Annotated in this window: 13 protein-coding genes; 9 read left to right on the top strand and 4 right to left on the bottom strand. The window is 63.5% G+C overall.

Annotation, left to right across the window (positions count from 1 at the left end; translation table 11 throughout):
• The first annotated feature begins 28 nt into the window (after window positions 1-28).
• A complete protein-coding gene (locus NWI_RS11240) occupies window positions 29-505 on the top strand; it encodes a MaoC family dehydratase (protein ID WP_011315378.1) in 477 nt (158 codons plus the stop codon).
• Between the two features lie 21 nt (window positions 506-526).
• Window positions 527-1,753 carry an NAD(P)/FAD-dependent oxidoreductase gene (locus NWI_RS11235; RefSeq protein ID WP_011315377.1) on the top strand — a complete coding sequence of 409 codons (1,227 nt, stop codon included), beginning with the start codon at window positions 527-529 and terminating at the stop codon, window positions 1,751-1,753.
• Window positions 1,754-1,757: 4 nt separating this feature from the next.
• On the opposite strand, the gene NWI_RS11230 is transcribed toward NWI_RS11235, so the two are convergent.
• Window positions 1,758-3,566, bottom strand: coding sequence for an ABC-F family ATP-binding cassette domain-containing protein (locus NWI_RS11230; protein WP_011315376.1), 1,809 nt, complete (start codon window positions 3,564-3,566; stop codon window positions 1,758-1,760).
• A 5-nt stretch (window positions 3,567-3,571) separates the two neighbouring features.
• Window positions 3,572-4,045 (bottom strand): YaiI/YqxD family protein, encoded by a 474-nt coding sequence (locus NWI_RS11225; protein WP_011315375.1) that lies wholly within the window; start codon window positions 4,043-4,045, stop codon window positions 3,572-3,574.
• Window positions 4,046-4,439: 394 nt separating this feature from the next.
• On the opposite strand from NWI_RS11225, the gene NWI_RS11220 reads away from it, so the two are divergent.
• Window positions 4,440-5,507, top strand: coding sequence for a Ppx/GppA phosphatase family protein (locus tag NWI_RS11220; protein ID WP_011315374.1), 1,068 nt, complete (start codon window positions 4,440-4,442; stop codon window positions 5,505-5,507).
• Window positions 5,508-5,672: 165 nt separating this feature from the next.
• The gene (locus NWI_RS11215) at window positions 5,673-6,365 is read left to right on the top strand and encodes an RlmE family RNA methyltransferase (RefSeq protein ID WP_011315373.1); all 693 of its coding nucleotides are present in this window, start codon (window positions 5,673-5,675) and stop codon (window positions 6,363-6,365) included.
• 5 nt (window positions 6,366-6,370) lie between these two features.
• Here the strand turns inward: NWI_RS11215 and NWI_RS11210 are convergent, their stop codons facing one another.
• Both NWI_RS11210 and NWI_RS11205 read right to left on the bottom strand, forming a co-directional pair.
• Window positions 6,371-7,042, bottom strand: a complete 672-nt coding sequence (locus NWI_RS11210; protein WP_011315372.1) for a class I SAM-dependent methyltransferase — start codon at window positions 7,040-7,042, stop codon at window positions 6,371-6,373.
• A 32-nt stretch (window positions 7,043-7,074) separates the two neighbouring features.
• Window positions 7,075-8,547 carry a DHA2 family efflux MFS transporter permease subunit gene (locus NWI_RS11205; RefSeq protein ID WP_011315371.1) on the bottom strand — a complete coding sequence of 491 codons (1,473 nt, stop codon included), beginning with the start codon at window positions 8,545-8,547 and terminating at the stop codon, window positions 7,075-7,077.
• 118 nt (window positions 8,548-8,665) lie between these two features.
• Between NWI_RS11205 and NWI_RS11200 the strand changes: the two genes are divergently transcribed.
• The 5 genes from NWI_RS11200 to guaA all read left to right on the top strand — a co-directional run bounded on the left by NWI_RS11200 (window position 8,666) and on the right by guaA (window position 14,641).
• Window positions 8,666-8,914: a hypothetical protein gene (locus NWI_RS11200; RefSeq protein WP_011315370.1), complete on the top strand. Its 249-nt coding sequence runs from the start codon at window positions 8,666-8,668 to the stop codon at window positions 8,912-8,914.
• 306 nt (window positions 8,915-9,220) lie between these two features.
• Window positions 9,221-10,717, top strand: a complete 1,497-nt coding sequence (gene guaB / locus NWI_RS11195) for an IMP dehydrogenase (protein ID WP_011315369.1) — start codon at window positions 9,221-9,223, stop codon at window positions 10,715-10,717.
• 140 nt (window positions 10,718-10,857) lie between these two features.
• The gene (locus NWI_RS11190) at window positions 10,858-11,478 is read left to right on the top strand and encodes a hypothetical protein (protein ID WP_041345600.1); all 621 of its coding nucleotides are present in this window, start codon (window positions 10,858-10,860) and stop codon (window positions 11,476-11,478) included.
• 109 nt (window positions 11,479-11,587) lie between these two features.
• Window positions 11,588-12,886 carry an RsmB/NOP family class I SAM-dependent RNA methyltransferase gene (locus NWI_RS11185; protein WP_011315367.1) on the top strand — a complete coding sequence of 433 codons (1,299 nt, stop codon included), beginning with the start codon at window positions 11,588-11,590 and terminating at the stop codon, window positions 12,884-12,886.
• Window positions 12,887-13,033: 147 nt separating this feature from the next.
• Window positions 13,034-14,641 (top strand): glutamine-hydrolyzing GMP synthase, encoded by a 1,608-nt coding sequence (guaA, locus tag NWI_RS11180; protein WP_011315366.1) that lies wholly within the window; start codon window positions 13,034-13,036, stop codon window positions 14,639-14,641.
• The last annotated feature ends 137 nt before the right edge of the window (window positions 14,642-14,778 follow it).

Raw genomic sequence — 14,778 nt, 5'->3', positions numbered from 1 at the left:
CAGGCCAAAAGCTGGGGAGGCGTGAGTCGTGAACGAGGTGTGGAAGCAACCATCGGTCTCGCTCGAAGCCTACAGGCAGATGGTGGGCCAGGAGATCGGCGTTTCCTCGTGGCACCTGATCGATCAGAAGCGGATCGATCTCTATGCCGACGTGATCGACGACCATCAGTTCATCCATGTCGATCCCGAGCGGGCCAGGAAAACAGCTTTCGGCGCGACCGTCGCGCACGGATTCCTGACCATGTCGCTGCTCAGCGTCATGTCGCATCAGGTGATTCCGCCGGTCACCGGCGTCACCATGCGGGTGAATTACGGCTTCGACCGGCTCCGCTTCATATCGCCGGTCAAATCCGGATCGCGCGTCAGGGGTCGCTTCACGCTGGTGGAGGCGACGCTTCGCAAGCCTGGCGAACTGCTGTCACGCACCGCCGTCAGCGTCGAGATCGAGGGCGGGACGCGGCCGGCGCTCGCCGCCGACTGGCTTGCCCTTTTGTACTTTTCCTGACGACCACCCTGCGCCGCTTGCATGCGTGACGCCCTTCATACCCAGGCCGCGGTTCTCGGCGCGGGTCCCGCCGGTCTGATGGCCGCGGAAGTGCTCGCGCGCGGGGGCGTGCGCGTGACTGTGTTCGACGCCATGCCGTCGGCGGGCCGCAAGCTTCTGATGGCGGGACGCGGCGGTCTCAATCTGACGCACAGCGAGCCGCTGCCGCAGTTTCTGGCGCGCTATGGCGCGGCCGCAACGTATTTGCAGCCGGCGATCGACAGCTTCACGCCGGCGGCGCTGAGACAATGGGCCGGCGATCTCGATCAGCCGACGTTCGTGGGATCCAGCGGTCGCGTGTTTCCGAAAGCGTTCAAGGCGTCTCCGCTGTTGCGTGCGTGGCTCAAGCGGCTTGATACGCTTGGCGTGCGGCTAGCGCTGCGGCATCGCTGGAGCGGCTGGGACCACGACGATCGCCTTAAGTTTCAAACGCCTGATGGCGAGCGCACGGTGGCGGCTGACACGACGGTCATGGCGCTCGGTGGCGCGAGCTGGCCGCGGCTTGGCTCCGATGGCGCATGGGTCGAGCAGCTCGCGTCCAGAGGGATCGTTGTTTCGCCGCTGCGGCCGGCCAACTGCGCCTTCGACGTAGCGTGGAGCGACGTCTTCCGCGATCGCTTCGAGGGCCAGCCGCTGAAGAACGTCGCGCTGTCATTCGGCCCGCATACGGTACGCGGGGAAGCTCTCGTCACGCGTGAAGGCATCGAGGGTGGAGGGATCTATGCCCTCTCGGCGGCGTTGCGCGAACGCATCGACATCGCGGGAAACGCTGTTTTGTACATCAACCTTCGGGCCGATGCCGCGACGGATCAACTCGCCGCGCGCTTGAGCACGTCGCGAGGAAAACAATCGATGTCCAACTGGCTGCGTAAAGCGGCGGGTCTTTCGCCGGTCGCGATCGGGCTATTGCGGGAAGCGGCGACCGATCATCATCCGGCATCGGCGCAGCCGGCATCGCTTGCGGCTTTGATCCATGCCGTTCCGCTCACGCTGACGGGCATCGCGCCGCTCGCGCGGGCGATCTCCTCCGCAGGCGGAGTTGCGTTCAGCGAAGTCGACGACGACTACATGATCAGGCGGTTGCCGGGTGTGTTCGCGGCCGGCGAAATGCTGGACTGGGAAGCGCCGACCGGCGGCTATCTATTGCAGGCGTCGTTCGCGACCGGCGCGGCTGCCGGACGAGGCGCGCTGAAATGGTTGCGGCGTTAAGCTCTCAGGCTTGCTCGATCTCTTCGCGAAGCATTTCCAGCTCTAACCAGCGATCCTCGGCCTGTTGCAGCTCCGCCTGCGCTTTGGCCAGCGCTGCGGAGGCCTGATCGAAGGCCGCGCGGTCTCTCGCATAGAGGTCGGGATCGTCAAGGCGGCGCTGTTGCCTGGCCATCTCAGCCTGAAGCTTTTCGATCGATTTCGGGAGCGTTTCCAGCGCGTGTTTCTCGTTGAAACTGAGCCGCCGCTTGCCAGCAGCCGGTGCGGGCTTCGCGGAACGGCCTGCCTCGGGTACGGGTGCGGCTTTCGTCGCCTCGCGCTTGAGGTCGGCGCCGCGCTGCGCCAGCATGTCGGTGTAGCCGCCGGCGTATTCGATCCAGCGGCCATTGCCTTCGGGAACGATCACCGAGGTCACGACGCGATCCAGGAAGTCACGGTCGTGGCTGATCAGGATCACGGTGCCCTCGTAGTCTCCGAGCATGTCCTCTAGTACGTCGAGCGTTTCGAGATCGAGGTCGTTGGTCGGCTCGTCCAGCACCAGCAGGTTGGATGGCTTTGCCAGCGCGCGCGCCAGCATCAGCCGGCCGCGTTCGCCGCCGGACAACACCTCGAGCGGCGTGCGCATCTGCTCTTGTGCGAACAGAAAATCCTTCATGTAGCTGACGACGTGCTTCGGCTTGCCGCCGACCATGACGTGATCGCCGCGTCCTCCGGTCAACGCCTCCGTCAGCGTCGATTTCGGATCGAGGCTTTCGCGGTGCTGGTCGAGCGTCGCCATCTCGATGTTGGCCCCGAGCCGGATGGCGCCGCTGTCGGGGGTGTCGGCTCCCGTTAGCATGTTGATCAGCGTGGTCTTGCCTGCGCCGTTGGGGCCGACGATGCCGATGCGGTCGCCGCGCTGGATACGGATCGAGAAGCCGTCGACGATGGTCCGCTCGCCGTAGCGCTTGCTGATGCCTTTGGCCTCGATGACGAGCTTGCCGGATTTATCGGCCTCCGCAGCGGCGAGGGTCGCGCTGCCCGCCGTGCCGCGATAGTCGCGGCGCTGCTGGCGCAGTTCATGAAGACCGGCGAGCCGCTTGACGTTGCGCTTGCGCCTGCCCGAGACGCCGTAACGCAGCCAGTGTTCCTCGGCGACGATCTTGCGATCGAGCTTGTGCTGGTCGCGTTCCTCTTCGGCCAGCACCTCGTCGCGCCATTCCTCGAACTTCGCGAAACCCCGGTCGATCTGTCTGATACGGCCGCGGTCGAGCCATGCGGTGCTGCGTGAGAGATTGGACAGGAAGCGGCGGTCATGGCTGATGAGCACCAGCGCGCCGCGCCGCGCGCCGAGCTCACCTTCCAGCCATTCGATGGTGGTGAGATCGAGATGGTTGGTCGGTTCATCCAGCAGCAGGATGTCGGGCGAGGGGGCCAGCACCCGCGCCAGCGCCGCGCGCCGGCTCTCGCCGCCGGAGAGGTGCGCGGGATCTTCCTCGCCGGTGAGGCCGAGCTGTTCGACCAGATAGCGGGCCTGATAGGGATCGTCGCCGGGGCCCAGCCCCGCCTCCACATAGGTCAGCGTGGTTTCGAATCCGGCGAAGTCCGGCTCCTGCGGCAGATAGCGCACGGTGGCGCCGGGCTGCACGAAGCGGCTGCCGCTGTCGGGCGCGACGAGGCCGGCTGCGATCTTCAGGAGCGTGGACTTGCCGGAGCCGTTGCGGCCGATCAGGCAGAGCCGCTGGGATTCAGATACCGTGAGTTCGACGCCCGACAAAAGCGGCGTGCCGCCGAACGTCAGCGCGATATCCTTCAACTGGACGAGCGGCGGCGCCATCGTCTTCAGCCCTGCCGTGCCGCGCAGGCGCGCCGGATGCGGCGAATGGCCTGGTCCAGCGCCGAGAGGAATGCCGAACGATCCCTCGGCTGGAACGAGCGCGGGCCGCCCGTCATTTCGCCGCTCGCGCGCAGGTCGGTCATCAGGTTGCGGACGGCGAGCGTCATTCCGATCGACTGCTCCGTGAATGGCTTTCCGTTCGGCGCGATCACGCTGGCGCCCGCTTTGACGCATCGGCTCGCCAGTGGAATGTCCGCCGTGATGACGATATCGGTCTTGCCGGCGCGTTCCGCGATCCAGTCGTCGGCCGCATCCATGCCGGGCCCGGCCGCGATGCGTTCGATCAAGGGGTGGTCGGGCACGCGGATATATCCTCCCGCCACCACGCTGACGGACACGCCGTGCCGCTCCGCGACGCGATAGATTTCGTCCTTCACCGGGCAGGCGTCGGCGTCAACGTAGAGGCGAATGGCGGTCAATGGCGGATCGGCTGCACAGACATCATGGCAGCGGGTGTTACTCCATGTGAAGGCGGATTGCGAGCACGGTGCGGAAGTCTAAATTCGACGGCAGAGGTGCATGTGGCTGTTCAACATATATCTGTGGTTGTATGAACTGGATTCATTCCAGATGGCGTGACCGCTTGCGAAAGCCGACCTTGCAGCGCAATAGGTCGTGAAGTTTATGGAATTGCGCGGTGTTTTTGATCTTTTCTCGGTTTGGTGACGGCTCGGACCGCCGGGGTTATCCGAAAGACGATGGCCCAAGGATGGTCAAAGGAACCATGGCGGTTGCGCTGGCGCGCTGCGCTGCTAAACTTCCGAAAAAACATTGTCTCGTAGGCCTGCCGAGCGGCTGCGGAAAGACGGATTCATGGATGATGATATCCAGCGTTGCGTTGATGCCGGGACCGGGTCGCGCGACAGCTTTCGGGGGGTGGAAGCCGCGATGACCGCGGCGAGCGCTATCCGTCCTTCGCCGAGCGCCGACGCCGCCGTTTATGCCGCGCTTGATCTCGGCACCAACAACTGTAGGTTGCTGATCGCCTCGCCGGCAAGCGGCAGCTTTCGGGTGATTGATTCATTTTCGCGAATTGTCCGGCTGGGCGAAGGCATCTCATCGACAGGGTATATCAGCGAGGCGGCGATCGAGCGGACGATCGCGGCGCTTGCGATCTGCCGTGACAAGATCCGCGCGAGGAAAGCGGGCCGCCTCAGGCTGATCGCGACCGAAGCGTGCAGGGCGGCTTCGAACGCCGAGAGTTTTCGCAGTCGCGTCGCCGCCGCCACGGGCATCCAGCTTGAGGTGGTGGATCGGGAGACGGAAGCCGCGCTCGCGGTGATCGGTTGCTCCCCGCTGGTTCATCCCAAAGCGAGCGGTGCTATCCTTTTCGACATCGGCGGAGGCTCGACGGAGCTTGTTCGGATCGAACGCCGTCGCGAAGGCGACCTGAGCACCAGGGCATGGATCTCGCTTCCGGTTGGTGTCGTCACGCTGGCCGAGTGTTTTGGCGGGCACGACATCACGCCGCAATCTTACGCGTCCATGGTGCAAGAAGTTGCCGGTCATATTGCTACGTTCGCGGAGGCCTATGGCCGCGACCTTTATGGAATGCACCTTCTGGGCACCTCGGGCACGGTGACGACGCTTGGCGGTCTCCATCTTGGCCTCGCGCGCTATGATCGCCGCAAGGTTGACGGCATCTGGATGAACGACATCGAGGTGACCCAGGCCATCGCGCGACTCTGCGGCATGGATTATCAAAAACGGGTCGCCAACGGCTGTATCGGGATTGAACGTGCCGATCTGGTTCTGGCGGGCTGCGCCATCCTGGATGCCATTCGGCGGGCCTTTCCCTTGCCGCGTCTGCGGGTCGCGGATCGTGGTCTGCGTGAAGGCATGCTGGTTGAAATGATGCGCGAGGATGGCGCATTCAACTGAGTTGATGCACAAGAATGATCTTCCGCCATTGCCGGGCAAAAGCGCCAAGCGCATCTGCGCGCAAGCGACCCGGCAATCCATCCGCGTGAACGAGACCAGGATGTCAACAGCGCGGCTTGCTTTCTGATTGGATGCCCGGATCAGGTTCGGGCGCGACGGTTCGATATGGCGAAAGACACCACCGGCCGGCTGCATGTGACCGTCAAAACCGGCGGCAAGCGAAAGCTGTCGTCCAAGCTCTGGCTCGAGCGGCAGCTCAACGATCCCTACGTGGCGCAGGCGAAACGCGACGGCTGGCGCTCGCGCGCGTCCTTCAAGCTGATTGAAATGGACGATAAACACCGCTTCCTGAAGCCCGGCATGACGGTCGTCGATCTCGGCGCGGCGCCCGGCGGCTGGAGTCAGGTCGCCGCGAAACGCGTGGGGGCCGCCGAAGGCAAGGGCAGGGTGATTGCCATCGACCTACTGGAGATGCCTGAGATCGTCGGCGTTACCTTTGCCCGGCTCGATTTTCTCGACGACAGCGCTCCCGACAAGCTGCTCGCGATGATGGATGGCGCCGCGGATGTCGTGCTTTCCGATATGGCGGCCAACACGACCGGCCATCGCAAGACCGACCAGCTTCGGATCGTGGGCCTGGTCGAAAGCGCGGCGGCGTTCACGTCCGACGTGCTGCGGCCCGGCGGAACGTTCATCGCGAAAGTTTTCCAGAGCGGGGCGGATGCCGGTCTGCTGGTGCAACTCAAGCGTGACTTCCAGACGGTCCGCCATGTGAAGCCCGCCGCGAGCCGGCAGGACTCCTCAGAACGCTATGTCATGGCGACGGGCTTTCGCGGTGGTAGGAGGGATAAGTGTTAGTCGGCTCAGTCTGCGTACGATAACCAGCCCTTGAAACTGAAACCGGCATAGAACAAGCTGACGTTGGAGAATCCGGCCTCTTGCAACATCCTCTCCTCTTCCTCCGGCGCGAGTATTGATAACCTGTCGGCTATGGCCTGCCGTGACTTTTCCATCTGATCGGGACTTGTGTCATGCCGCGCACCGAATGCGACGTGACGAGCGATCCAGACCGACCGCTCGGGCTCTGTCTGCGGGAAGCTGATATGGGCGACCACAAACGGCGCGCCCGGTTTGAGACGACGGCGGATCTGCTTCAACGTTCCCGGCCGCTTTTCACGAGGAATGAAGTGAAAGGTCAGCAAGGATGTGGCGGCATCGAACGGACCCTGTGGCGCATCGTCGATATAGCTCTCGTGGAAGTGTACACGCTTTGCATGTCGTTCGATTGTCCGCTCAGCGAGCCGCAGCATGGGAGCAGACGGGTCCACCGCGTCGAATGACCAGCCGGGATGCGATTCCGCGAAAGCCTTGAGCTCCAGTCCTCCGCCGGCGCCCAGCACCAGCACTCGGCCGTCGTCGGGCACCCGTTCCACGAGCAGCATCGTCGTCATCCGGTGCAGATCGGCGAATCCCGGCACCTGACGAGGTGGGCCTTCAGCGTAGGTATTCACCACCGCTCCCGAGAATGGCTCCATGTGGAATCCTCCTGCGATCTTGAGGTAAAAGCTTAGCTTATCCGCTGATCCCGCGCCGTAACGGTCTCGCGGGACGCTTCCTCCTCAGCCTCGGATTCCCGGGTAGGATCGGAAATGATGACCATGCGCCGGCCGGAAACCTGATGACCGGCATCGGCCGACAGTCGCATGAAGTAGAAAGTGGACATAGCGGAAAGCAGCGAGACCACGAGAAATCCCGAGCCGAAATCGCCGGCTGTCAATTCCGTGCCGTGGCGGAACAGCATCGTGGTCTCGACCGAGAATGCGCCGAGAGCGACCCCTGCTGAAATCGCCAGTTGCTGATTGACGCTGGCCAGCGTGGTCGCACGGCTCATCCGCTCGGGCTCGACATCGGCATAGGTCAGGGCGTTGATCGCGGTGAACTGGAGCGAGCGAAAGAAGCCGCCGACAACAAGAATGATCATGATCAGCAGCAGCGGCGTCGTAACCGTGAACAGCGCGCAGGCCGCGAGGAAGATCGAACTCACCACCGCGTTGACAGTCATGATGTTGCGGAAGCCAAAGGCGCGGATGATGCGGGCCGCCAGCGTTTTCATGGCGATGGCGCCGACGGCCGATGAGAATGTCACGAGCCCGGAGCCGAACGGCGACAGGCCGAAGCCGACCTGCATCAGAAGCGGCAGCAGGAACGGCATCGCGCCGACGCCGACACGAAACAGAAATCCGCCATGGATGCTGGCCCGGAACGTCGGCAGGCGCAGCAGCGTCAGGTCGAGCACCGGCTGGTCGGTGCGGCGGGCGTGCATCACATAAAGCGCCATCGAGACCGACCCGGCTCCGATCAGCGCGGTCACCACCGTCCACGGCAAGAGGTTGAGACCGGCGACCGAAAGGCCGAAGGCGATGCCGCCGACCCCTATGCCAGCCAGTACCATCCCGTAGAGGTCGAAGCGTTCGGGATTGTCGCTGCGGATCGGGTCGATGTAGCGCTGCGCCATGAAGATGCCGATCAGGCCGACCGGAATGTTGATCAGAAAAATCCAGTGCCATGAAAAATAGGTGGTGATGAAGCCGCCGAGCGGCGGACCGACCACCGGTCCGATCAAGGCCGGTACCGTCACCCACGCCATCGCGTTGACGAGCGCGCTCTTGTCGATCGAACGCAGCAGCACCAGACGGCCGACCGGCGTCATCATCGCGCCGCCCACCCCTTGCAGGGTCCGCGCTATCACGAAATCGGTCACCGATGATGATAGCGCGCAGCCGATCGAGCCGATCATGAAAACCACGATGGCCGCGCTGAAGACGGAGCGCGCCCCGAACCGGTCCGCGGTCCAGCCGCTTGCCGGTATGAACACCGCCAGCGACAACAGGTAGGACGTGATCGCGAGCTTCAGCGTCAGCGGGCTGGCGCCGATATCGGCGGCGATCGCCGGCAACGATGTCGCGATCACCGTGGAGTCCATGTTCTCCATGAACAGGGCGGCGGCGACGATCAGCGGGACCAGGCGTTCCTTGTTCATACGGGCTCGCGGAGCAAGCGGACGGCGGAGCGGGGCTGTAGCATCAATTTGGGCCGTGGCGCTATTGCGCAGCGCGTGAGCCTTCCTAAATCCTTGGTGAACTCTGGGAGATCTTGCGATGATCTACGTGCTCGCCGCCTTGCTGCCTCCGCTCGGATTGCTGTTCAACGGCCAGCCGTTCTCGGCCATCCTGAACGTGGTCGTGATCGTGGTTTGCGTGATTTTCGGGCTGATCTTCCCGGTCCTTTTTCTGGTGCCTTCGGCGCATGCGGTGATCGCCGTCTACATGAAACGGGAGGATCGCCGGCATCGGGAGGTGGTCGATGCGATCCGGGAGCACGGACCGCCGCCGAATTATCCCCGCTAATGGTTCGATCCTGATATTCGCATTCTTTATCAATGCCGTATCTTGTTTCGCCAGAACGAGAACGTCCGGCGAGTCCGGTCGCGCGGGAGCGCGAGGTCTCAGTCATTCATCTCAGTCATTCACCGGGCTGCCGGTAAAATCCCGCCGAGGGTAGCCAAATGCTTTGATTCCCGAGGCTGCCGTGCTATCGACCACCGCCAATCCCTTTGATGGAACTTCATTCGACGGCGACGCCAGGGGTGTCGCTGGCCGGCCGTTCCATCCTGATGGGTTTCGCGGCGGCCGCGCCGCCCAATGGAGTTGGCGATGGCGCTTGAAAACGGATCTCGGGATATCAAAGAAGCCTATACGTTCGACGACGTCCTGCTGAAGCCCGGCGCGTCCGACATCCTGCCCTCCGAGGCCGATGTCAGTTCCCGCGTCACCCGCGCCATACCGCTCAACATCCCGATCATGGCTTCCGCCATGGATACCGTCACCGAAGCGCGCATGGCGATCGCGATGGCGCAGGCCGGCGGCCTGGGCGTCATCCATCGCAATTTCGATGTGGAGGGGCAGGCCGCGCAGGTGCGGCAGGTGAAGAAATTCGAGTCAGGCATGGTGGTCAATCCGCTGACCATCGGCCCCGACGCGATGCTGTCCGACGCGCTGGCTTTGATGAGCGATCACGGGTTCTCCGGGATTCCGGTGGTGGCCGGCGGCAGCGGCGCCGCCCCGGGCAGGCTTGTCGGCATTCTCACCAACCGTGACGTCCGCTTCGCCACCGATCCGCGGCAGAAAGTTTCCGAACTGATGACGCACGAGAACCTGGTGACCGTGCGTGAAGGCGTCAGCCAGGAAGAAGCCAAGAGGATGCTGCACAAGCATCGCATCGAGAAGCTGCTGGTCGTCGATGACCAGTATCGCTGCGTCGGCCTCATCACCGTCAAGGACATGGAAAAGGCGGTGGCGCATCCGCTGGCCAGCAAGGATTCGCAGGGGCGGCTGCGCGTCGCTGCGGCGACCACGGTGGGTGAAGGCGGCTTTGAGCGCACCGAGCGGCTGATCGACGCCGGCGTCGATCTGATCGTCGTGGACACCGCGCACGGCCACTCCAGCCGCGTGCTGGAAGCGGTCAACCGCATCAAGCGGCTGTCGAATGCCGTACAGGTCATCGCGGGCAACATCGCCACGGCGGAAGGTGCCCAGGCGCTGATCGATGCGGGGGCCGACGCCATCAAGGTCGGCATCGGTCCGGGTTCGATCTGCACGACCCGCATCGTCGCTGGCGTCGGGGTACCGCAGTTGACCGCCATCATGGATGCCGCCGAGGCGGCGAAAAAGGCCGGCGTGCCCGTGATCGCCGACGGGGGCGTGAAGTATTCCGGCGATCTCGCCAAGGCGCTCGCCGCGGGTGCGGACATCGTCATGGTCGGCTCGCTGCTTGCGGGCACCGACGAAACGCCCGGCGAGGTGTATCTGTGGCAGGGACGTTCCTACAAGGCGTATCGCGGCATGGGTTCGGTCGGCGCGATGTCGCGGGGCTCGGCCGACCGCTATTTCCAGCAGGATATCAAGGATACGCTGAAGCTCGTTCCGGAAGGAATCGAGGGACAGGTGCCCTATAAGGGGCCGGTCGGCAACGTCATGCACCAGCTTGCGGGCGGCCTGCGCGCGGCTATGGGATATGTCGGCGCGCGCAACCTCGCCGAATTTCATGACAAGGCGCGTTTCGTCCGCATCACCGGTGCGGGCTTGCGCGAAAGCCACGTCCACGATGTCACGATCACGCGCGAAAGCCCGAACTATCCCGGCGGCGCCTGACCACGGTTGTCTGAATTGAGCCGCACGGCGGCACGAGAATGGGTTAGGGTCAAGCCACCGGCGTTTTATGCCGGACAGTGCTTTCATTGCTCCGTTCGCCCGAAATGGCATCGCGGGCGATCACCAGAGAACATGAAAACATGGTCGATTGGACGGACGACAGAATTGGGGCGCTTTCGGATTCCGGCCTCAAGAACCTGCTGGCGAACGCGGAGCGGAAATCGGTCGATGATCTCGTCGCGCGATGCCGGGCGGAGCTCGAAAAGCGAAATGTATCGAAGCCGCGAAAGGCGTCGTCGAAGGCGCGCTCCGGTTTGAAGGATTTCGAGCACGAGATGTCGTTGCAGCTTGCAGTGGTCGGCCGCCGCATGGCGGAGAAATACGATCTGTCGGAAGAAACCGCGAAGGTGAAGTCGGCCGGCGTCAAGGGCTTTCGGGCGCACAAGCTGGTTGGCAGCGATGGCCACGCCAAGCTCGGCGGATTGCAGCGCGCGGGATTCGTCGCGATCGATCGCTACATCTCCTATCGGCGCTGCAGCGATATCGTCTCCCTCGGTGTGTTCCTTCCCAAGGATCAGGACATCTCCGAACACAGGTTCTTCGTGATCGCGCCGCAGGAGGTGCTCGACGGCGGTAAGCCCGTCGATGCCATCCGCGACAACCATGGCCAGAAGCAGTCCGCCGACAGCGCGCTCATGTTCGATGATCTGGAAGCCGCCGCTGACGCTTTCGACAAGGTTCTGGCCAGGATTGCGGCCTGAGCGCGAAAGTCCGTGCTTCTATAGCATTTTCTTCACGCGAACCCGATTCCACTCCGCTCGAACGCTATAGTTCTGAGCGATTAACATTGCCTACAATCGAAAGCATGTCATGACACCCTCCGCGCGGCTCTCCGCCGCTATCGAAGTGATCGAGGCCATCGACAACCAGCGGATACCTGCGGCGAAGGCGCTCAAGGAGTGGGGCACGGCGCATCGTTTCGCCGGCTCCGGCGACCGCGCCGCGATCTCCGGACTGGTCTACGACGTGCTGCGCCGTCAGGCGTCCAGCGCCTGGATCATGGACGACGATACCCCGCGCGCGCGCCTGCTCGGTACGCTGAAACTGGAGCGCGGCATCAATACTGACGCGATCGCGTCACTGTGCGACGGCGGCCGTTTCGCACCTGAACCGCTGACCGAGGGGGAGCGGCAGGCTTTGGCCTCGCGCTCGCTGGGGGATGCGCCCGCGCATATCGCCGGCGATTATCCGCAATGGCTCGACGTCTATCTGGATGAGGCGTTCGGCGATGATCGTGCCGCCGAGGCGGCCGCGATGGCGTGCCGCGCGCCGCTGGATCTGCGCATCAACACGCTGAAAGCGAAACGCGACAAGGTTCTGGGATCGCTGCAACATCTCGGCGTGACGGCGACGCCGTGGTCGCCGCTGGGCTTGAGGATCATGCTGGGCGCGGATGCACGCAATCCCGGCATTCAGGCTGAGGAAGAGTTTATCAAGGGCGCCGTCGAGGTGCAGGACGAGGGCTCGCAAATCGCGGCGCTGCTGTCGGGAGCGAGGCCGGGCGAGCAGGTAATCGATCTTTGCGCCGGCGCTGGCGGCAAGACGCTGACGCTGGCCGCCATGATGCAGGGCAGGGGCCGCCTTATCGCGACCGATCGCGACAAGCGGCAGCTTGCGCCGATCCATGAGCGGCTGTCCCGTGCCGGGGTCCATAACGCCGAGGTTCGAACCCCGAAGGGCGAGGACGATCCGTTGTCCGATATCCGGGCGTCGGCCGATCTCGTGCTGATCGACGCGCCCTGCACCGGGACCGGCACCTGGCGGCGCAACCCGGACGCGAAATGGCGGATGCGGCCCGGCGCGCTCGATATTCGTTTGAAGGATCAGGCCGAAGTGCTTGATCGCGCGTCCGCTCTTGTGAAACCGGGTGGACGCGTCGTCTACATCACCTGCTCGGTGCTGCCGCAGGAAAACAGCGGGCAAATCCGTAAGTTTATCGGGCGACATCCGGATTTCTCGGTAATCCCGCCGTCGCCGACCGCTTCGGTGCTGTGGGACAGGACGGACGATTTCCTCGCCGCGGTTTATGCGTCGGACGAGGGATTGCTGATGACCCCGCGCCGGACCGGAACGGATGGGTTTTTCGTTTCGATTCTGACGAAGCGCTGACTGAAAGCTTTCGTCATACCCTCCCTCGTGCCCGGCGCCCACGTCCTGCCTTCGGCCTCGCATCAAAGACGTGGATGGCCGGGACAAGCCCGGCCATGACGCGTTTTGGCGGTTGCGACCCTGTGGCCGGTCGCGTATCTGCTGGCCATGACAGCCTCCAGCAAACCGTCCGCGTCAGCGTCGGATTCTTCTGCCGATGGGACCTCCGCTCATGACAAGATTCTAATCGTCGATTTCGGCTCCCAGGTCACGCAACTGATCGCGCGGCGGGTGCGGGAGGAGGGCGTCTATTCCGAAATCGTGCCCTTCCAGAAGGCGGAAGCCGCCTTTCTTGCGATGAAGCCGAAGGCGGTGATCCTGTCCGGTGGGCCTGCCTCCGTTCTCGACAGGGCTGCGCCTGCGGCGCCGATGGCGATCTTCACGGCCGGCGTGCCCGTACTCGGCATCTGTTACGGCGAGCAGACCATGGCGCAGCAGCTCGGCGGCACTGTCGAAGCCGGGCATCATCGCGAGTTCGGCCGCGCCGCCATCGAGGTCATTGACGCCTGCGCGTTGTTCGACGGTGTCTGGGAGAAGGGCGGCACATACGACGTCTGGATGAGCCACGGCGACAGGGTGACAAAGTTGCCCGATGGCTTTCGCGCCGTGGCGAAAGCGCCGGGCTCGCCGATCGCGGTGATCGCCGACGACGCGCGCAGGTTCTACGCGATGCAGTTTCATCCCGAGGTGGTGCATACGCCCGACGGCGCAAAACTGATCCGCAATTTCGTCCGCAAGGTCGCAGGGCTCACCGGCGATTGGACCATGCGTGCGTTCCGCGAGGAGGCGGTCGAGAAGATCAGGACTCAGGTCGGCAAGGGCCGGGTGATCTGCGGCCTGTCCGGTGGTGTCGATTCATCGGTGGCCGCGATCCTGATCCACGAGGCGATCGGCGACCAGTTGACCTGCGTTTTCGTCGACCACGGAATGCTGCGCAAGGATGAAGGCAAGACGGTTGTTGATCTCTTCCGTCACCACTACAACATTCCGCTGATCCATGTTGATGCGTCGAAGAAATTCCTGAGCGAGCTTGCCGGTGTCACGGACCCGGAAGCGAAGCGCAAGACCATCGGCCGTCTCTTTATCGACGTGTTCGAGGCGGAAGCGAAGAAGATCGGCGGCGCTGACTTTCTCGCCCAAGGCACGCTCTATCCTGATGTGATCGAGAGTGTTTCGTTCACCGGCGGCCCGTCGGTGACGATCAAATCGCACCATAATGTCGGCGGTCTGCCCGACCGCATGAACATGAAACTGGTCGAGCCCTTGCGCGAACTGTTCAAAGACGAGGTGCGTGCGCTCGGCCGCGAGCTGGGCCTGCCGGAGATTTTCGTCGGCCGCCATCCTTTCCCTGGGCCCGGGCTTGCGATCCGTTGCCCCGGAGAGATCACCAATGAAAAGCTGGATATCCTGCGCGAGGCCGATGCCGTCTATATAGACGAGATCCGCAAGGCCGGGCTTTACGACAATATCTGGCAGGCATTCGCGGTGCTGCTGCCGGTGAAAACGGTTGGCGTGATGGGCGACAGCCGCACCTATGACTACGTCGTCGGCTTGCGCGCGGTGACCTCGACCGACGGCATGACCGCGGACTTCTATCCGTTCGACGCGCAATTCCTCGGATCGACGTCGACCAGGATCATCAATGAGGTCAAAGGCGTAAATCGGGTAGTGTATGACGTGACATCAAAGCCGCCAGGAACTATCGAGTGGGAATGATTCAGGGCCTGCCCAGGGTATCCTGCAGTATTCTGGGATTTCCGTCTAACATATTGATTTAAATAGAAAAATGTCCATTGGCGTTCGGCATCTATCGGCCCGCTAAGATCGGCGCCGACGGACCGCCTGACGGTGCA

The sequence above is a fragment of the Nitrobacter winogradskyi Nb-255 genome (assembly GCF_000012725.1).
Lineage (GTDB): Bacteria > Pseudomonadota > Alphaproteobacteria > Rhizobiales > Xanthobacteraceae > Nitrobacter > Nitrobacter winogradskyi.
This window is presented reverse-complemented; position numbering and strand designations above follow the sequence as displayed.

Excerpts from the sequence above, each read along its gene's own strand:
- NWI_RS11235 (WP_011315377.1), top strand. The coding sequence starts at position 527 with ATGCGTGACGCCCTTCATACCCAGGCCGCGGTTCTCGGCGCGGGTCCC.
- NWI_RS11230 (WP_011315376.1), bottom strand. The coding sequence starts at position 3,566 with ATGGCGCCGCCGCTCGTCCAGTTGAAGGATATCGCGCTGACGTTCGGC.
- NWI_RS11220 (WP_011315374.1), top strand. The coding sequence starts at position 4,440 with ATGGATGATGATATCCAGCGTTGCGTTGATGCCGGGACCGGGTCGCGC.
- NWI_RS11215 (WP_011315373.1), top strand. The coding sequence starts at position 5,673 with ATGGCGAAAGACACCACCGGCCGGCTGCATGTGACCGTCAAAACCGGC.
- NWI_RS11210 (WP_011315372.1), bottom strand. The coding sequence starts at position 7,042 with ATGGAGCCATTCTCGGGAGCGGTGGTGAATACCTACGCTGAAGGCCCA.
- NWI_RS11205 (WP_011315371.1), bottom strand. The coding sequence starts at position 8,547 with ATGAACAAGGAACGCCTGGTCCCGCTGATCGTCGCCGCCGCCCTGTTC.
- NWI_RS11200 (WP_011315370.1), top strand. The coding sequence starts at position 8,666 with ATGATCTACGTGCTCGCCGCCTTGCTGCCTCCGCTCGGATTGCTGTTC.
- guaB (WP_011315369.1), top strand. The coding sequence starts at position 9,221 with ATGGCGCTTGAAAACGGATCTCGGGATATCAAAGAAGCCTATACGTTC.
- NWI_RS11190 (WP_041345600.1), top strand. The coding sequence starts at position 10,858 with ATGGTCGATTGGACGGACGACAGAATTGGGGCGCTTTCGGATTCCGGC.
- NWI_RS11185 (WP_011315367.1), top strand. The coding sequence starts at position 11,588 with ATGACACCCTCCGCGCGGCTCTCCGCCGCTATCGAAGTGATCGAGGCC.
- guaA (WP_011315366.1), top strand. The coding sequence starts at position 13,034 with ATGACAGCCTCCAGCAAACCGTCCGCGTCAGCGTCGGATTCTTCTGCC.